A 17,150-nucleotide genomic window follows, 5' to 3' on the forward strand; every position below is an offset into this window, starting at 1 on the left:
CCGCTTTCGCCCTTTATGGAGGCGCGCATGACGAAGCCAACGCTAGCAATACCGTCGTTATAGATCTTCCGAACCCATGAGCATCTCGGTGATGCCCTTGCCGGCCTGAACCATCGGCCAGACGTTTTCGGTCGGATCGGTCTGGAAATCGAGAAACACCGTGCGATCTTTCAGGCGCAGCGCTTCCTTCAACGCCGGCTCGACATCGGCCGTGCGTTCGATACGCATGCCGACGTGACCATACGCTTCAGCGAGCTTCACGAAGTCCGGCAGCGCGTCCATGTACGAATGCGAGTACCGCTTGCTGTATTCGATCTGCTGCCACTGTCGCACCATGCCCAGATAGCGGTTGTTCAGCGAAATGATCTTCACCGGCGTGTCGTATTGCTTACAGGTCGACAGCTCCTGGATGCACATCTGGATCGAGCCTTCGCCCGTGATGCAGAGCACGTCGTCGTCAGGGTGCGCCATCTTCACGCCCATCGCCGCCGGCAGGCCGAAGCCCATCGTGCCGAGACCGCCGGAGTTGATCCAGCGGCGCGGCTTGTTGAAGCGATAGAACTGCGCCGCCCACATCTGGTGCTGGCCGACGTCGGAACACACGAAGGCATTGCCGTCGGTCAGTTCCCACGCCTTTTCCACCACGTACTGCGGCTTGATGATGTCGCTCTTGCGGTCGAACTTCAGGCAGTCTTTCGCGCGCCAGGCTTCGATGTCCTTCCACCAGTCGGCGAGCGCCGCGGCGTCCGGGCCATGCTCGGCCGTCTGCAACTGCTCGATCAGTTCTTTCAGCACTTCCTTCACGTCGCCGACGATCGGAATGTCGACCTTGACGCGCTTGGAAATGGAAGAAGGATCGATGTCGATATGGATGATCTTGCGCGGACGCGACGCGAAGTGCGCCGGGTCGCCGATCACGCGGTCGTCGAAGCGCGCGCCGATCGCGATCAGCACGTCGCAGTGCTGCATCGCCATGTTGGCTTCGTACGTGCCGTGCATGCCGAGCATGCCGAGGAATTTTTTGTCGCTCGCGCGGTAGCCGCCCAGACCCATCAACGTGTTGGTGACCGGATAGCCGAGCAGGTCGGCGAACTGGTTCAGCTCACGCGACGCATCCGCGAGAATGATGCCGCCGCCGGTGTAGATGTACGGACGCCTGGCCGACAGCAACAGCGAGACCGCCTTGCGGATCTGGCCGGAGTGGCCCTTCGTGACCGGGTTGTACGAGCGCAGCGAGACGCTTTTGATCGGCTCGTACTGGCAAGGCGCTTTCGACACGTCTTTCGGAATGTCGATCAGCACCGGGCCGGGACGACCGGTACGGGCAATGTAGAAAGCTTTCTTGACGGTGGCGGCGAGATCGCGCACGTCCTTCACGAGGAAGTTGTGCTTCACGCAGGGACGCGTGATGCCGACCGTATCGCACTCCTGGAACGCATCCTGGCCGATCGCGGCAGTCGGCACCTGGCCGCTGATCACCACCATCGGGATCGAATCCATGTACGCGGTGGCGATGCCGGTCACCGCATTGGTGACGCCGGGGCCGGAGGTCACGAGGCATACACCGACCTTGCCGGTGGAACGCGCATACGCGTCGGCGGCGTGGACCGCGGCCTGCTCGTGGCGCACGAGGACGTGCTGGAATTTGTCCTGCTTGTACAGCTCGTCGTAAATGTAGAGTACCGAGCCGCCGGGATAGCCCCAGATGAACTCGACGTCTTCGTCGGCCAGTGCCTTCATGAGCACGGTAGCGCCGATAGAGTCGGCTTCCTGATGGGGGGTCGTATCCGACGTGGAGAATTCCGCGCTGGGCATATTCATTTATTCACCTTTCGAATTTTCGGCAAAAAATTGATCGGGTGCTCTCTGCCGGGCTTATGGCTCGGGTTCAAGCGGCGCGTCCAGTTGACAGGTGAGCTTCTTGGGCCACACCTCAATTGAGACAAGTCACTTATGTTGCGAACCAGCGAAGATATCTGCTGCCGCGCAAGTGGTCAAGCAAATATTGCCTTGGCGCCCTGCCCCCATCCAGATATTGACCACAATCGTGCCGAATCCTGTTATGTGGATGCAAGGTAGACCACGTTTCACCCCAGATCGCGCAAAAGTTTGTTAGCATCCGCGAGCTTTACGACATTTTTCGACCGATTACGCGCACGCTCGCTGCGCCGACCCCCAAACGGATGGCATCAGACAAGGAACTCGCCGATTTTCTGGCGGGCGTCGAAAGGCGCGCATTCAAGCAGACGGTCTACGCCGTGCGGGACGACGACGCCTCGCTCGACATCGTGCAGGACGCGATGATCAAGCTCGCCGAAAAATACGGCGACCGTCCGGCGGCCGAATTGCCGTTGCTGTTTCAGCGTATTCTGCAGAATGCGATGCACGACTATTTCCGTCGTGCCAAAGTACGCAATACGTGGGTTAGTCTGTTTTCGTCGCTGGGCAATGCCGACGACGACGAATTCGATCCACTGGAAACATTCGAGGCCCAGCAAGGCTCGGTCGGCGCCGAGAGCAACGAGCAGAAACTCGAGCGCGAACAGGTCTTGCAGTCGATCGACGACGAGATCCAAAAATTACCGGCACGTCAACGGGAGGCGTTTCTCATGCGTTATTGGGAAGATATGGATGTCGCCGAGACTGCCGCCGCGATGGGCTGCTCCGAAGGCAGTGTGAAAACGCACTGCTCGCGAGCCACGCACACGCTGGCGCAAGCGCTCAAGGCCAAAGGAATCACGCTATGAGCTCCCTCGAAACTAAAGAACTCGAGTTCGCGCGCCAGGTGCGCCGCGCTCTCGACGAAAACGCCGCCAGCATTCCGCCCGCCACCGTCGATCGACTCGCCGCGGCGCGCCGTGCCGCGCTCGCCCGCAAGAAGCCCGAAACCGTCAGGGCCCCGGTGTTCGCGCCCGTTTTCGCCGGCATGCCGGCCGGTCTGCCGCAAGCCGAAATCCCGCAACGCCGCCGTTCGCCGCTGCGCCGCTTCGCGCTCGCGTGGCCGCTGGCCGCGCTCGTCGTGAGCCTCATCGGCATTGCGTACTGGGAGGACCAGCAGCGCACCGCCGAACTCGCCGATATCGATGCCGCCATGCTTAGCGACGACCTGCCGCTCAATGCCTATCTCGACCACGGTTTCAACGCGTACCTTTCACGCGCCCACTGAGCGGGAGATTTTTCGGGTGAGTTACAAGCGCGGCCTGGCCGTTGTTTTCGGATGCGCGATCGCGGCCCTGGTGTCGTTTGCGGCAACATATCCGCGCTTTCACCCGAGCGCGTCGCCGATCGGCGCGCCCGCGCCCGGCGGCAACGCGACCGCGAAAGCGCCCGCCCCGACGCTCGCAGTCGAATTGCCCGGCCTGCCCGGCAGCAACAGCCCGATGGCATGGTCGCGTCTGAGCGCAGCCGAGCATGTCGCGCTCGCGCCGTTCGAAGCCCAGTGGGATTCGTTCAGCGACGAACGCAAGCGCAAGTGGATCAAGATCGCCTCGCGCTACCCCAAAATGTCGCCGGACGCACAAAAGCGCCTGCATGAGCGCATGAGCGAATGGGCTCGCATGACGCCCGATCAGCGGCGCGTCGCCCGCGAAAACTACCAGGTGTCGAAGGAATTGCCGCGCGAGGCCCGCCAGAACGCGTGGAAGGCCTATCAGCAGCTGTCCGAAGAACAAAAGGAGCGGCTTGCCGCCAGCGAGCGCAAGCGGCGGCCGAGCGTCGTCAGCGCGCCGCCTCTCGCGCACAAGGAAATCAAGGGAATCGACCGCCTCGTCAATGCGCGCGAGCACGGCGCAAGCGAGGTGGCGGCCGCGAGCGCCGCGGCGGCGGCGTTGCCGAGTCCGGCGGCCACGCCGGCGATTCCGGCCGCGGGCAGTTTCGTGCCCGCCACGCCGGTGCCGGTGTCGCCGGCCGAAGCGCCGTCGATCTTCAACGGCTCCTGACCGGCGTCCCACCGTGTCCCGGCCGCTCGCCACCTCGACCCTGCCCGCCGGCCTGCCCGGCACCGCCCCCACCGTTCGCCGGCGCCTCGCGGCGCTGCTGTATGAAGCGCTGATCCTGTTCGGCGTGGTGTTCGTCGCCGGCTATCTGTTCAGCACGCTGACGCAGCAACGCAACGGGCTGACTCATCACAACCTGCTCGCGGCATGGATCGGCCTCGTGGTCGGCCTGTACTTCGTGTGGTTCTGGACCCACGGCGGCCAGACCCTGCCGATGAAAACCTGGCGCCTGCGAGTCGTCGTCGCCGACGGTTCGCCGCTCTCCGCCGGCCGGGCGATCGCCCGTTACGCGCTCGCGTGGCTGTGGTTCCTGCCGCCGCTCGCGCTGCATCCGCTGCTCGGACTGCGCTTGCCGCAGACGCTGGTGATCGCCGGCATCTGGTTCGTGTTGTGGACCGCGACCGGCCTCTTTGGCGCGCAGCGTCGATTTCTGCACGACCGGCTTGCGGGCACGCGCGTGATCGCAGTGGCACGCTGAGCGCCCGCGCCGGGCGGGCACGCCTGGCATGCCTGCCACCATCCGTTAGCCGCCCGCATCATCCCAGCCGCCGCGCGACTCGCTTCAAGCGCGCCCCGGCGCAACATCACTAGCGTCCCCGCAGCCGCCCGTAGTAATAAGAACTTCTCATGACTGTCATGGCACCGTCACGCGCGCGCGGCCCAATACGGGCACCGCAACTCGACGCGTGAGCCATGGACCACAATACGTCCGCGACTTCCCTGTTCCGCCAGACCGGCCCGAGCGTCGACCCCGTCGCGTTCCGCCCGGACCCGAGCTCGGCTCACCACGGCCTGCCGCTGCCCGTGACGCCGCCACGCGACGACCATGCCGCCCATCCCGAAGACGAGCACGCCGACCCGCACCGCTATCGCACCATCTGGCTGTCCGACATCCATCTCGGCTCGAGCGGCTGCCAGGCGCCCTATCTGCTGGACTTCCTGCGCCACAACGAGTCGGAGTACCTGTACCTCGTCGGCGACATCATCGACGGCTGGCAGTTGAAGAAAGGCTGGTACTGGCCGCAAGCGCACAACGACGTCGTGCAGAAAGTGCTGCGCAAGGCGCGCAAAGGCACCCAGGTGATCTACGTACCCGGCAATCATGACGAAGCCGCGCGCCAGTTCTGCGACCTCGCGTTCGGCGACATCCACGTGCGCGGCGAAGCGTTTCACACCACGCTCGCCGGCAAGCGTCTGTGGATCGTGCACGGCGATCTGTTCGACGGCGTGATCCAGCACGCCAAGTGGCTCGCCTATCTCGGCGACACGCTCTACACGATGATCCTGGTCCTGAACCGCTGGTTCAACCGCATCCGCAGCAAGCTCGGCTTTCCGTACTGGTCGCTGTCGCAGTACCTGAAGCACCAGGTGAAGAACGCGGTGAACTTCATCTCGTCGTTCGAGACCGTGATGACCGACGAAGCACGCCGCCGCGGCTGCGACGGCGTGGTCTGCGGACACATCCACAAAGCCGAGATGCGCGACATCGACGGCGTGCTGTATTGCAACGACGGCGACTGGGTCGAGAGTCTGTCGGCACTCGTCGAAACCTATGAAGGCGAACTCAAGGTGATCTACTGGACCACGCTGCGCGCTCCGCAGGTCGGCACGCAGAAGGCCCGGGCGACCGCGTAGTCCCCCTAACTTCCATTGGACCCGAATCGAGGAACAAGCCGATGAAGATCATGATCGTCACCGACGCATGGGAGCCGCAGGTCAATGGCGTCGTGCGCACGCTGAAGAACACCACGCGCGAACTCGCCGCGCTCGGTCATCACGTCGATCTGCTCACGCCGCTCGAATTCAAAACGATCCCCTGCCCGACCTATCCTGAGATTCGCCTGTCGCTGCTGCCGCGCCGCAAGCTGCGCGAGCGCATCGGCACGTTCGCGCCCGACGCGCTGCACATCGCCACCGAAGGCCCGCTCGGGATGGCCGCACGCACTTATGCGCTGCGCCACAAGCTGCCGTTCACGACCGCTTATCACACGCGCTTCCCGGAATACGTGCAGGCGCGCTTCGGCATGCCGCTCGCCGCGACCTACAAGTTCCTGCACTGGTTTCACAAGCCGTCGCTGGCCGTGATGGCGCCCACGCCCGTGGTCAAGCAGGACCTCGAAAAGTTCGGCTTCACCAATGTCGTGCTGTGGACCCGCGGCGTCGATCTGGAGATCTTTCACCAGATGGACTCGAAGGTGCTGGACACGGCGCGGCCGATCTTCCTGTATGTCGGACGCGTGGCGGTCGAGAAGAACGTCGAGGCGTTCTTGCAGCTCGATCTGCCGGGCTCGAAGTGGGTCGCCGGCGAAGGTCCGGCGCTCGCCGAACTGAAGTCGCGTTATCCGCAAGCAAACTATCTGGGTGTGCTCACGCAAGCGGAGCTGGCGAAGGTGTACGCGGCGGCCGACGTGTTCGTGTTCCCGAGCCGCACCGATACCTTCGGCCTCGTGCTGCTCGAAGCGCTCGCGTGCGGCACGCCGGTGGCGGCCTATCCCGTCACCGGTCCGATCGACGTGCTGGGCGACGGCGGCGCGGGTGCGATGCATGAGGATCTGCGCGAGGCCTGCCTGGAAGCGCTGAAGATCGATCGCAATCATGCGCGCGCGTGGGCGGAACGCTTCTCGTGGGCGGCCGCGTCGGCGCAATTCGCCGCGCACCTGAAGCCGCTGCCGCACACGTCGTATCGCGAGGAAAGCGCCGCCGCCTGACGCGGCGCGCGAAGGCCGTCCATGCGAACCAGTGAACCCACGCAATCCACCGCGAGGCGCGCGTCGAACGGCGCACTGCGCGCCACCGAGGCCGAGCGCGATAACGCCGGCCCCGATCCGTTCGACGATGTCGCCGAACCCGTCACACCGAGTCACGCGGAGCATGCGCACCATGTGAACGGCAACGACGCCGCGAGCCACACCGACGACGCGCCCCACGAGCCGCTCAGCCCCGACGATCCGCTCACGCCACTGCCCTTCAATCCGTACAAAGGCAATCGCGGCCTCACGCGCGCATGGCACGCGATGAAAAACTCGCTCGCCGGGTTTCGCGTCGCGATTCGCGAGGAGAGCGCGTTTCGCCAGGAGCTCACGCTCGCCGCGATCCTGATTCCGTGCGGGCTGCTAGTGCCGGTCGAGCCGGTGTCGCGCGTGTTGCTGCTCGGCTCGGTGCTGCTGGTGCTGATCGTCGAGTTGCTGAATTCGAGCGTGGAAGCAGCGATCGACCGGATTTCGCTTGAACGCCACGAACTGTCGCGCCGCGCGAAGGACCTCGGCAGCGCGGCCGTGATGGTCGCGCTCGGCATGTGCGTGATGACGTGGGGGTTGATCGTCGGACCGCTCGTCGCGCGTTGGCTTGGCGCGCTGTTGTGACGTCACGTCGCGTGTGGCTCGTCCCAAAGCATGAAAACCCTCAGGATCCGCTTGGTATAAGAACGGTCGGTTTATAATCGTTCGACAGTCTCACAGGAAAGCCCCGGGCCGCCCCGAGTTTTCCTGGCCCTTCGGGGGGACCTGCCGCGCAGCGCCAGGTTAGGGGCGCCCGAACATACCAACCGCATCCGGGTGGAACACGCAGCAGCGGCACGCCGCCGCGCGCCCAGCCCGGCGTAACCAGGGCCGGACGACATGGAAGCCAAACCTCCCCGCCGCACGCGCGAACGGATTCTCGAGCTGTCGTTGAAGCTGTTCAACGAAATCGGCGAGCCGAACGTCACGACGACGACGATCGCCGAGGAAATGGAAATCAGTCCAGGCAATCTGTACTACCACTTCCGCAACAAAGACGACATCATCATCAGCATCTTCAGCCAGTTCGAGCAGGAGATCGAAAAGCGTCTGCGTTTCCCCGACGACCATCGCGCGACCATCGACGAAATGTGGTCGTATCTGCAATACATGGTCGACTTCATGTGGCGCTACCGTTTCCTGTATCGCGACCTGAACGACCTGCTCGCGCGCAACCGCACGCTCGAAACGCACTTCAAGCAGATCATCAGCCACAAGGTGCGCTTTGCGGGCCAGTTCTGCGAGCAGCTCGTCGCGGACGGCGAAATGGTCGTCACGCCGCAGGAGACGCACGTGATCGCCACCAACGTCGGCGTGATCGGCACGTACTGGCTGTCGTATCAGTTCGTGATGAATCCGCGCAAATACAACGAGCAGGAAGCGATGCGCGCCGAGCTGCATCAGGTGAGCGTGCAGATCGTGTCGCTGATGGCGCCTTATCTGCGCGGCCGCTCGCGCCAGATTTTCGACGACCTGGTGTCCGGCAAGCTACCCAAGCGCGAGTTCTACGACTACCTGCCGCCGAGGGAAGGCGCGGCGCCTCGCAACGAATCTAAGGACGTCTGAGCATGAAGTCGGTGTGTGTGTATTGCGGCTCCGCGAACGGAGCCAAACCGTTGTATGCGGACGCCGCGCGGGCCTTCGGCCGCGCGCTGGTGCAAGCCGATCTCGCGCTGGTCTACGGCGGCGGCAAGGTCGGGCTGATGGGCGTGATCGCCGACACGGTGATGGCCGAAGGCGGCCGCGCGATCGGCGTGATTCCCGAGCTGCTGGTCAACAAGGAAGTCGGCCACAACGGGTTGACCGAGTTGCACGTGGTGCCCGACATGCATCAGCGCAAGAAGATGATGGCCGACCTGTCCGATGCGTTCGTCGCGATGCCGGGTGGCGTGGGCACGCTCGAAGAGCTGTTCGAGGTCTATACGTGGGCGCAGCTCGGCTACCATGGCAAGCCGGTGGCGGTACTGAATATCGACGGCTTTTACGACCCGTTGATCAGCATGCTGCGGCACACGGTAGATGAAGGCTTTATGCGTAAGACGTATTTCGACATCCTGCAAATCGATGCCGATCCCGTCGCGCTGATCGACAAGCTGCAACGCTATCAGCCGCCCGTCAGCGACAAGTGGGCGATCAAACGCGACTCTGTCTGACGCGACCCGGTCTGACGCGACCCGGTCCGACGTGACCCGGTCCGACTCCACCCGGTTGAACTCGCCGCGCCCTTAAGGGCCCCGCCCTGATTCCCCGCGTCGCGTTCAGGCGCCTGCAACACCGGCCGCGCTTCGCGCGGCCCTCACCCGAACGATGAGATTGCGATGACGAAAGCCGTTCTGATCACTGGTGGCAGCCGCGGCATCGGCCGTGCGACCGCGCGTCTGCTTGGCGCTCGCGGCTGGTTCGTCGGCGTGAACTACGCGCGGAATCTGGCCGCCGCCCAGGACACCGTCGCCGAAGTCGAGCGCGCCGGAGGACGAGCGTTGGCGATCGAAGGCGACGTCGCGAACGAAGCCGATGTAATCGCGATGTTCGACGCGCTTCAACAGAAGTTCGGCCGGCTCGATGCGCTCGTCAACAACGCCGGCATCGTCGCGCCTTCGAGCCAGCTCGCCGACATGGACCTCGCGCGCCTGAAGCGGATGTTCGAAGTCAACGTGCTGGGCGCATATCTGTGCGCGCGCGAAGCAGCGCGGCGCATGTCGACAGCTCGCGGCGGCGCGGGCGGCGTGATCGTCAACGTTTCGTCGGCGGCCTCGCGCCTCGGCTCGCCGAACGAATACGTCGACTATGCAGGCTCGAAAGGCGCCGTCGATACGATGACGCTCGGCCTCGCCAAAGAACTCGGCCCGCAAGGCGTGCGCGTGAACGCGGTGCGCCCCGGCCTGATCGACACCGAGATCCACGCGAGCGGCGGCAAGCCCGAGCGCGCCGCGCAACTCGGCGCGACCACGCCGGTCGGCCGCCCCGGCAGCGCCGACGAAGTGGCCGAAGCCATCGTGTGGTTGCTGAGCGATGCCGCGTCGTACGTGACCGGTGCGCTACTCGACGTTGCCGGCGGACGCTAAGTCACGCCGTTTGCCAGGCGCGGCGCACGACCGCCCCTTTCCCCCGCGCTTCTCATCCCCGTACTAAGAATTCCCGTCGATTTGACGAGGAATGCGCGCTCGCGCGCCTATACCGCCAACACTCTCAGATTCTTCTGTAATCGTCCGTAATAATTGGGGACTACAATCGCCGCCGATCGCGTGCAATCGCAGGCGACGCATTGCCATTACATCAGTACGCGGCCCATGTCGCCGTGTGCGGCGACCAGAGATTTTCATGCAAGAAAAACCAGCCGCGCCCTGGCGCACGGGACCTGTCGCGACGACGTCAACCGCGCCCACCGTTACCGCAAGCAGCGCCCAGGAGCCTCCACATGCCGGCCCGCTCGGCGGTCCGCTACCCGGCTCGGTGCGTGGCCCGCTTCACAACTCGCTGGACAACCCGCTGCACACTATCCCCGCCGACGTCGCGCACATGGCCGGGTCCGGCACGCAGACAACCGAAGCAAAAGCCTTCCCGGAAGCCACTACCCCTGCCGACGCAACCGATCGCGCCGCCCGCGGCATCCGCCGCTTGCGCGCGCTCGCCGCTGTCCGTCCGCTGCGGTGGTTCGTCGCGCTGGCGATCCTGTGCGCGTGGCTGCTGCCTGGCACCCTCGGCCATCAGCCGTGGAAGCAGGACGAGACCTACACGTTCGGCATCGTCCAGCACATGCTCGATACCGGCGATCTGGTCGTGCCCACCAATGCCGGTCAACCGTTCGTCGAAAAGCCGCCGATCTACGACTGGGTCGCCACCGGGCTCGCCTGGATGTTCGGCCGCTATCTGCCGCTGCACGAGGCGGCGCGTCTCGCGAGCGCGCTGTTCGCCGGATTGACGGTCTACTACACGGCACGCATCGCGCGCCGCGCGGCAGCCGCGTCGAGCTGGTTCGACCTGCGTGTAATCGGCACGCTGGCGCTGTTCGCCGGCACGCTCGTCGTCGTCAAGCACGTGCACGACTTGATGACCGACGTCGCGCTGATGGCTGGCGCCGCGCTAGGCTTCTGCGGACTGTTCGAGCTGGTACTGATGCATCTGCGCGACGACGACGCGCGTGAACAACCGGTCGACGCGCGCTCGCGGCGCCACGCGATTCTCAGCGGCGCGGCGATGTTCGGCGCGGGGGTCGGCGTGACGCTGCTGGCCAAGGGTCTGTTCGTGCCGCTCGTGTTCGGCGCGACCACCGTCGCGGTACTCGTGCTGTATCCCGCTTGCCGCAGCCGCAGCTTTGCCGGCGCGCTCGGCGTCGCCGTGCTGGTCTGCGCGCCGTTCGCGCTGATCTGGCCGATCTGCTTCTACTTGCGCTCGGAAACGCTCTTCAAGGTCTGGCTGTGGGACAACAACGTCGGACGCTTCTTCGGTTTTTCGGTGGCCGAACTCGGCTCCGAAAACGAGAGCCGCCTCTTCGTGCTGCGCGCGGTGTTGAGCGTCGGCTTCCCGGTGGTGCCGCTGGCGCTGGCCGCGCTTGCCGGCGGCGCGTGGCGGCGTTGGCCCGATCCGCGCGTGGCCTTGCCGGCGATCTTCGCGGGCACTGGCTTCGCGGTGCTGCAGAGTTCGGCGACCGTGCGGGAGCTGTACATCCTGCCGTTGATCGCGCCGCTCGCGTTGCTGGCGATGCAGGATGTCCAAAGGCTTCCGCGCCGTCTGCATGCGAGCTGGGACATGGCGAGCCGCGTGCTGTTCGGCAGCGCGGCGGCACTGACGTGGATCATCTGGTCGATCATGAGCAGCCCGACGCACACGCATGCGCAGTTGCACCTGCTCGCCCGCTGGTTGCCGCTCGATTGGGTGTTGCCGGTCAAACCGGTGCTGATCGCCGCCGCGTTGGTGATGACATTCGGCTGGCTATGGCTGTTGCCGCTCTTCAAGCACAGCGGCAAGTGGCGCGGCGTGCTGAGCTGGTGCGCGGGCGCGACGCTCGCGTGGGGGCTGGTGAGCACGTTGCTGCTGCCATGGCTCGACTATGCGAAGAGCTACCGCTCGGTATTCGAAGGACTGGCCGCGAAGATGGATATCGAGTGGAACGACGGCGATTGCATGGCTAGTGCCGGTCTGGGCGAATCCGAAGCGCCGATGCTCTACTACTACACCGGCATCGAGCATCAGCCGGCCACGGACACGCGCAACACCGAGTGCACGTGGCTGATCGAGGAAAGCCGCCGCGACAATGCGCGCGCACCACAGGGTGAATGGCGCCTGTTCTGGTCGGGCGCGCGTCCGGGGGATACGGATGAACTGTTGCGGGTGTTCGTGCGGACGCCGGCTGCCGCTCCGGCTGCGCGACGCACTTAGCGCGGCACTGCCCAGGCGCGTCGCCTTTCTTTCTCTCCGGCTGCCTAGAACGACGAACCGGGTTTGCGCAGAAACGCGGTTTCCTCGGCGCTCGACGCGCGCCCAAGCACCGCATTGCGATGTGGAAAGCGCCCGAAGCGCTCGATGATCTCCGCGTGCCGCACCGCGGACCGGTAGTAAGACTCGCCGCCCGGCTCCGCTTGCAGCTGCTTGAACAACCGCAGCGACTCGCGCTGGCTGGCGAGCGTTTCGTCGTGTTCGAACGGCAGATAGGCAAATGCGCGGTGATGCGCGCTCGGCAGCAGCTGGTCGGCGCTGCTTGCGATCATCCGTTGCGCGACACGCAATGCCTTCTGATCGGCGGCAAACGCGCGCGGCGTGTTGCGATGACAATTGCGGGAAAACTGATCCAGCACGACGATGAGCGCCAGCGCGCCAAGCGGGGTGGTCTGGCAGTCGTCGAGGGCGGCGCCACTCGTCGCGTCGTTGGCCGCATCGATCAGCTCGCCGAAGCGCTCCCGCAGCATCGCATCGAACGCTTCGTCGCGGGAAAACCAGCGCTTGTGTTCCTCGCCGAAGGCGGCCGAGTCCGGCGCGCCGAACCAGCAGTCGAGCACTTCGCGCGCCTGTGGCGCGAGCGCCGCGTAGTCCGCCAGCATCGAATACGGTGCGTCGACCGGCTCGTCAGCCATTGCGGTTGCGCATCCAGTCGGCAGTTTCGAAGAATGAACCGAGCAGACGTTCGCGTAGCGGCTGCGCCAGTCCGATGTCCTCCATCGCCCATGCCATGCATCTGAGCCACTGATCCCGCTCGCTCGACGCGATCGCAAACGGCAGGTGCCTCGCGCGCAAGCGCGGATGGCCAAACCGGCTGATGTAGTGATCGGGGCCGCCCATCCAGCCGCACAGGAACCAGAAAAACTTGTCGCGCGAGCCGTCGAGCGACTCCGGATGCAAAGCCCGAATCCCGGCGAAATCCGCTTCCAGATCCATCAGGTCGTAAAACCGGTCGACCAGTTCGCGCACGCGCGCTTCGCCGCCGACCAGTTCGAAGGCCGTCGGCTGCGCCGTCGACACTTCGTCGTTCAAATCGCTCATAACCTGCTCATCAACCAGAAATAAAAGTCACGCATCCCGCAGCGACTGCAACGCGGGCCGCGCCAGCACGTGGCGCAGGCTCAGCCAGCCGCCCACGCCGGCACAGACGACGCCGGCGGCAACGCCCGCCGGCAGCAGCCACGGATCGAAGCTGAGGTAAAACTCGAACACGCGGGTGGCCAGCACCCAGCCGATCACCTGCGCACCGATCGCCGCCATCAGCCCGGCCAAAGCGCCCACCGCGACGAACTCGGCAATCTGCACCGTGCGCACCTGCCGATGCGACGCGCCGAGCGCGCGCAGCAGCGCGGATTCTCGCATACGCTCGTCGCGCGTGCCGGCGAGTGCCGCGTACAGCACCAGCACGCCCGCCGCGAGCGTGAACGCGAACAGGAACTGCACCGCGCCGATCACCTGCTGCAACACGCGTTGAATCTGCGCGAGGATCGGACCGGTGTCGATCGCCGTGAGGTTCGGATAGGCGCCGATCAGGCTGTCGATGGTCGACTGCCTGTCCTGCGGCAGATGGAAGCTCGTGATGAACGTCGCAGGAAAATCCTGCAGCGCGACGGGCGGCATCAGCACGAAGAAGTTGACCTTGAACGACCCCCAGTCGAGCTTGCGCACGCTCGTCACCGGCGCGTCGATCTGCAAGCCGGTCACGTCGAAGCGCAGCACGTCGCCGGGCTTCACGTTGATCAGCTTGGCGAGCCCCTGCTCGATCGAAAGCTGCGGCGTCTTCGTGTCGCCGTACCACGTGCCGGCGGCGATCCGGTTGTCGTCGGGCAGCTCGGTCGTGTACGACAGGTTGAATTCGCGGTCCACCAGACGCTTCGCGTCATCGCCCTTGAACGAGTCCGGATTGACCGGTTTGCCGTTGATCGCCGTGAGCCGCCCGCGCACCATCGGCGAGAGCGCCGTGCCGGGCAAGCCGTGCGTGTCCAGATAATGCGTGACGGCGTCGCGCTGGTCGGGCTGGATGTCGATGATGAATTCGTTCGGCGCATCGGGCGGCGTCGATTTGCGCCAGCCTTCCACGAGGTCGTTGCGCGTCATCGCGATCAGCAACAGACACATCAGGCCGATGCCGAGCGCGGTGATCTGCAACGCGCTCGCACTGCTGCGCCGCTCGAGCGACGCCAGCGCATAACGCCAGCCGATCCCCGCGTTCACGCGCTCGCTGCGCACGGCGCGCGCCGCGCCCCACAACGCGAGCCGCGCGATGCACGCGAACACCAGCAGCCCGCCCGCGAAGCCGCCCGCGACAATCCCGCCGAGCTTCAACTCGCCCGCCGCGACGATCAGCAGCGCGGCGAACAGCGCGATGCCGAGCGCGTAGGCAGCCCAGGCGGTGCGCCCCGCTTCGCCCCATTCGCGGCGCAGCACGCGCACCGGCGGCACGCGCGTGAGCGGCAATAGCGGCGGCAGCGCGAAGCCCAGCAACAGCACGAGGCCGGCCGCGATGCCTTCGAGCGCGGGCCACGCGCTCGGATACGGCAGCGCGACGTCGATCAGACTGCCCAGCCACGTCAGCAACGCGAGATGCCCGAGATAACCGAGCGCGACACCGAGCGCGCCGCCGATCAGACCAAGCCCGACGAACTCCAGCGTGAACAGCGCGCGCAGCGCCGCCTGGCTGACGCCGAGGCAGCGCATCGCCGCGCAGCCGTCCAGATGCCGGCGCATGTACCGGTGCGCGGCCATCGCAATCGCCACGGCAGCGAGCAATGCGGTCAGCAGCGACACGAGCGTGAGGAAATGACTCGCGCGATCGAGCGTCTGGCGCACTTGCGGCTGGCCGTCCTGCAACGATTCGAGCGCGACGCCGCGCATCTTGCCGCCGTCCACCTTGTCGTGCGCGAACTGCGCGAACTTCGCCACCGACGCGTCCGCGCCCGCCACCAGCAGCCGGTAGGTCACGCGGCTGCCGAAGGTGATGAGGCCGGTCGATTGGACTTCGTCGGCGCGCAGCATCAGGCGCGGCGAGAAATTGATGAAGGAAAAGCCGCGGTCCAGTTCACGCGTGATCAGCGCGCCGATCGTAAAGCTGCGATTGCCGACTTTCACGGTGTCGCCCACATGCAGCTTCAACGCGTCGAGCAGCGCCTGATCGGCCCACACGGTGCCCGGCGCCGGAATCGACTGCGCGGGATGATCCGGCGCGCCGAGCGCCGGCGCGATCCGCAACGCGCCGCGCAGCGGATAGCCGGGCGACACCGCCTTGATCGCGGCGAGGCGCGAGACCGGCTGCACGCCGGTCGAGTTGATCATGCTGGGGAAGATCGCCGTGCTGGCGGTGTTCAAACCGAGCGCCCTGGCCTGCGCGGCGAATTGCGGGTCGACCGGATGATCGGCGCGCACGATGAAATCGGCGGCGATCATCCGCCGCGCGTCGCGCTCCAGCCCCTGATGCAGGCGGTCAGCGAGGAAGCCGACGCTCGACAACGCCGCGACGGCCAGCACCAGCGCCAGCAGCAGCATTGTCAATTCGCCCGCGCGCCAGTCGCGCGCCGTCATGCGGATGGCCTGACGCAGCAGATCCCTGCCGCCGAGCCGGCGCGCCGGCGTTGAGTTGGCGCGCACTGTGGAACCCCGTACCGTATCGCTCAATCGTGCCTGCTCCTGGCAAAACGCGAGACCATGTGCGTGGCCATGCCGCGAAACCCACCCTGCACGCCGCGCCAGAGCCGGGGCAACGCCCAGCCGGCCAGCATCAGGAAACCCACCATCAATACCAGAAAAACGACCGGCACGAACAGCGCGAGCAGCATGCCGCCGAACACGAGGCCGTCTTCCGCGGTCGAGGTGATGACATTCGACACCGGTTCCGGCGACAGGTTGATCAGCGCGCGCGTGCCCGCCTTCGCCAGATGCGCGGTGCCCGCCAGCGTACCGCCCGCGAGCGCGGCGACGGTCAGCAGCGCGGGATCGGCATGGCCGAGCGCGCCGGCCGCCAGCACCGCGCCGGCCGGAATGCGGATGAAGGTGTGGATCGCGTCCCACAACGAATCGAACGCGGGGATTTTGTCGGCGAGGAATTCGGTCAGCGTCAGCACGGCCGCCGCGCCGATCACCCAAGGCGACGACAGCGCGGACAGCGTATCGGGAAGATGGATCAGGCCGAGGCGCTCGAACACGCCGGCCAACAGGACCGTCAGATAGAGGCGCAGGCCGCTGCCCCATGAAAGGCCAGCAGCGAGCGAAAGTGATTCAAGCATGGCCGCCTCCAGGCGCGTTGTGCGTGCCGGGCGCTTCGGCGGCCGATAAAGCCTGGAGCCCGGAAAAGCCCCGCAACCGAAGTCGTCAGACCCGCGCCAAGCCGGCCGCGCCATATTGGCCGCGGGCAATGTCAGGTTTGGATTCGGTTTCATTATAGCCACGATAATTCGCAGAACGTAGAGCGGCGAAGAATCGGCGGCTGTCATGAATCGCGGAGTGGGGCGGCTTTGGCTTGCCTGGTGGCTCGGACTAAGCGGGCTTATCGAACTCCATGGGCCTCGAAGCCAGTGCGCGGCGCACGCAGTTCAATGCCCGGACGACAGCTTCAGCCCGATCAAACCGATCACGATCAGCGCCGCGCTGGCGACTCGCGCGACGCTCAACGCCTCGCCCATCATCACGATACCGAAGATGAACGCGCCGACCGCGCCGATCCCCGTCCACACGGCGTAGGCCGTGCCGAGCGGCAACTGGCGCATCGCAACCGCGAGCAGCGCGAAGCTGCCGAGCGCGGTCACGACTGTGAACACGGACGGCCACAGGCGGGTGAAACCTTCGGAAGACTTGAGGCCGGCCGCCCACGCGACTTCGAGCAAACCGGCGATCAATAGAAGAAACCAGGACATGAGACAGCTCCATGATGAAATGGGGCCGTCCCCGTTCGTAGCAAAAGCGTAAGGTC

17 protein-coding genes are annotated in these 17,150 nt (G+C 65.6%); 11 read left to right on the forward strand and 6 right to left on the reverse strand.

Going from position 1 to position 17,150, the window contains the following annotated elements:
- Positions 1-57: 57 nt before the first annotated feature.
- Entirely contained in the window at positions 58-1,821 is a 1,764-nt protein-coding gene (locus P0D89_RS22315; protein WP_408359605.1) for an acetolactate synthase 3 catalytic subunit, read from the reverse strand.
- A gap of 362 nt (positions 1,822-2,183) precedes the next feature.
- On the opposite strand from P0D89_RS22315, the gene P0D89_RS22320 reads away from it, so the two are divergent.
- From P0D89_RS22320 to P0D89_RS22370, 11 genes are all read left to right on the forward strand, one after another.
- Entirely contained in the window at positions 2,184-2,747 is a 564-nt protein-coding gene (locus P0D89_RS22320) for an RNA polymerase sigma factor (protein WP_408359603.1), read from the forward strand.
- On the forward strand, positions 2,744-3,166 hold the full coding sequence (locus tag P0D89_RS22325) for a DUF3619 family protein (RefSeq protein WP_408359601.1): 423 nt from the start codon (positions 2,744-2,746) through the stop codon (positions 3,164-3,166). Before P0D89_RS22320 ends, P0D89_RS22325 begins: the two co-directional genes overlap by 4 nt.
- 16 nt (positions 3,167-3,182) lie before the next feature.
- On the forward strand, positions 3,183-3,938 hold the full coding sequence (locus P0D89_RS22330; RefSeq protein WP_408359599.1) for a DUF3106 domain-containing protein: 756 nt from the start codon (positions 3,183-3,185) through the stop codon (positions 3,936-3,938).
- A 13-nt stretch (positions 3,939-3,951) separates the two neighbouring features.
- Positions 3,952-4,473: an RDD family protein gene (locus P0D89_RS22335; protein ID WP_408359597.1), complete on the forward strand. Its 522-nt coding sequence runs from the start codon at positions 3,952-3,954 to the stop codon at positions 4,471-4,473.
- 215 nt (positions 4,474-4,688) lie between these two features.
- Positions 4,689-5,630 carry a UDP-2,3-diacylglucosamine diphosphatase gene (locus tag P0D89_RS22340; RefSeq protein ID WP_408359595.1) on the forward strand — a complete coding sequence of 314 codons (942 nt, stop codon included), beginning with the start codon at positions 4,689-4,691 and terminating at the stop codon, positions 5,628-5,630.
- 41 nt (positions 5,631-5,671) lie between these two features.
- Positions 5,672-6,703: a glycosyltransferase family 4 protein gene (locus tag P0D89_RS22345; RefSeq protein WP_408359593.1), complete on the forward strand. Its 1,032-nt coding sequence runs from the start codon at positions 5,672-5,674 to the stop codon at positions 6,701-6,703.
- 21 nt (positions 6,704-6,724) lie between these two features.
- Complete coding sequence (locus P0D89_RS22350) at positions 6,725-7,357, forward strand: diacylglycerol kinase (protein WP_408359590.1); 633 nt, start codon at positions 6,725-6,727, stop codon at positions 7,355-7,357.
- Positions 7,358-7,612: 255 nt separating this feature from the next.
- On the forward strand, positions 7,613-8,338 hold the full coding sequence (locus tag P0D89_RS22355) for a TetR/AcrR family transcriptional regulator (RefSeq protein WP_408377207.1): 726 nt from the start codon (positions 7,613-7,615) through the stop codon (positions 8,336-8,338).
- 2 nt (positions 8,339-8,340) lie between these two features.
- Positions 8,341-8,925: an LOG family protein gene (locus P0D89_RS22360; protein ID WP_408359586.1), complete on the forward strand. Its 585-nt coding sequence runs from the start codon at positions 8,341-8,343 to the stop codon at positions 8,923-8,925.
- A gap of 165 nt (positions 8,926-9,090) precedes the next feature.
- Positions 9,091-9,837, forward strand: coding sequence for an SDR family oxidoreductase (locus tag P0D89_RS22365; protein WP_408359584.1), 747 nt, complete (start codon positions 9,091-9,093; stop codon positions 9,835-9,837).
- A 454-nt stretch (positions 9,838-10,291) separates the two neighbouring features.
- Positions 10,292-12,151: an ArnT family glycosyltransferase gene (locus tag P0D89_RS22370; protein WP_408359691.1), complete on the forward strand. Its 1,860-nt coding sequence runs from the start codon at positions 10,292-10,294 to the stop codon at positions 12,149-12,151.
- Positions 12,152-12,195: 44 nt separating this feature from the next.
- Here the strand turns inward: P0D89_RS22370 and P0D89_RS22375 are convergent, their stop codons facing one another.
- The 5 genes from P0D89_RS22375 to sugE form a co-directional block, all read right to left on the reverse strand.
- A complete protein-coding gene (locus P0D89_RS22375; RefSeq protein ID WP_408359582.1) occupies positions 12,196-12,843 on the reverse strand; it encodes a DUF924 family protein in 648 nt (215 codons plus the stop codon).
- Positions 12,836-13,249, reverse strand: a complete 414-nt coding sequence (locus P0D89_RS22380; protein ID WP_408359580.1) for a group II truncated hemoglobin — start codon at positions 13,247-13,249, stop codon at positions 12,836-12,838. The genes P0D89_RS22375 and P0D89_RS22380 overlap by 8 nt, the downstream gene beginning before the upstream one ends.
- Before the next feature lie 27 nt (positions 13,250-13,276).
- Positions 13,277-15,859 carry an ABC transporter permease gene (locus tag P0D89_RS22385; RefSeq protein ID WP_408359578.1) on the reverse strand — a complete coding sequence of 861 codons (2,583 nt, stop codon included), beginning with the start codon at positions 15,857-15,859 and terminating at the stop codon, positions 13,277-13,279.
- Positions 15,856-16,467 carry a DUF4126 domain-containing protein gene (locus P0D89_RS22390; RefSeq protein ID WP_408359575.1) on the reverse strand — a complete coding sequence of 204 codons (612 nt, stop codon included), beginning with the start codon at positions 16,465-16,467 and terminating at the stop codon, positions 15,856-15,858. The genes P0D89_RS22385 and P0D89_RS22390 overlap by 4 nt, the downstream gene beginning before the upstream one ends.
- 306 nt (positions 16,468-16,773) lie before the next feature.
- Positions 16,774-17,094 carry a quaternary ammonium compound efflux SMR transporter SugE gene (gene sugE, locus P0D89_RS22395; protein ID WP_408238756.1) on the reverse strand — a complete coding sequence of 107 codons (321 nt, stop codon included), beginning with the start codon at positions 17,092-17,094 and terminating at the stop codon, positions 16,774-16,776.
- Positions 17,095-17,150: the final 56 nt, after the last annotated feature.

Source organism: Paraburkholderia sp. RL18-085-BIA-A (genome assembly GCF_046027075.1).
Lineage (GTDB): Bacteria > Pseudomonadota > Gammaproteobacteria > Burkholderiales > Burkholderiaceae > Paraburkholderia.

What these genes read in the sequence shown, in the direction of transcription:
- P0D89_RS22375 (WP_408359582.1), bottom strand. Translation starts at nt 12,843, where the DNA reads ATGGCTGACGAGCCGGTCGACGCACCGTATTCGATGCTGGCGGACTAC.
- P0D89_RS22320 (WP_408359603.1), top strand. Translation starts at nt 2,184, where the DNA reads ATGGCATCAGACAAGGAACTCGCCGATTTTCTGGCGGGCGTCGAAAGG.
- P0D89_RS22390 (WP_408359575.1), bottom strand. Translation starts at nt 16,467, where the DNA reads ATGCTTGAATCACTTTCGCTCGCTGCTGGCCTTTCATGGGGCAGCGGC.
- P0D89_RS22345 (WP_408359593.1), top strand. Translation starts at nt 5,672, where the DNA reads ATGAAGATCATGATCGTCACCGACGCATGGGAGCCGCAGGTCAATGGC.
- P0D89_RS22340 (WP_408359595.1), top strand. Translation starts at nt 4,689, where the DNA reads ATGGACCACAATACGTCCGCGACTTCCCTGTTCCGCCAGACCGGCCCG.
- P0D89_RS22350 (WP_408359590.1), top strand. Translation starts at nt 6,725, where the DNA reads ATGCGAACCAGTGAACCCACGCAATCCACCGCGAGGCGCGCGTCGAAC.
- P0D89_RS22315 (WP_408359605.1), bottom strand. Translation starts at nt 1,821, where the DNA reads ATGAATATGCCCAGCGCGGAATTCTCCACGTCGGATACGACCCCCCAT.
- sugE (WP_408238756.1), bottom strand. Translation starts at nt 17,094, where the DNA reads ATGTCCTGGTTTCTTCTATTGATCGCCGGTTTGCTCGAAGTCGCGTGG.
- P0D89_RS22380 (WP_408359580.1), bottom strand. Translation starts at nt 13,249, where the DNA reads ATGAGCGATTTGAACGACGAAGTGTCGACGGCGCAGCCGACGGCCTTC.
- P0D89_RS22360 (WP_408359586.1), top strand. Translation starts at nt 8,341, where the DNA reads ATGAAGTCGGTGTGTGTGTATTGCGGCTCCGCGAACGGAGCCAAACCG.
- P0D89_RS22370 (WP_408359691.1), top strand. Translation starts at nt 10,292, where the DNA reads ATGGCCGGGTCCGGCACGCAGACAACCGAAGCAAAAGCCTTCCCGGAA.
- P0D89_RS22365 (WP_408359584.1), top strand. Translation starts at nt 9,091, where the DNA reads ATGACGAAAGCCGTTCTGATCACTGGTGGCAGCCGCGGCATCGGCCGT.
- P0D89_RS22325 (WP_408359601.1), top strand. Translation starts at nt 2,744, where the DNA reads ATGAGCTCCCTCGAAACTAAAGAACTCGAGTTCGCGCGCCAGGTGCGC.
- P0D89_RS22355 (WP_408377207.1), top strand. Translation starts at nt 7,613, where the DNA reads ATGGAAGCCAAACCTCCCCGCCGCACGCGCGAACGGATTCTCGAGCTG.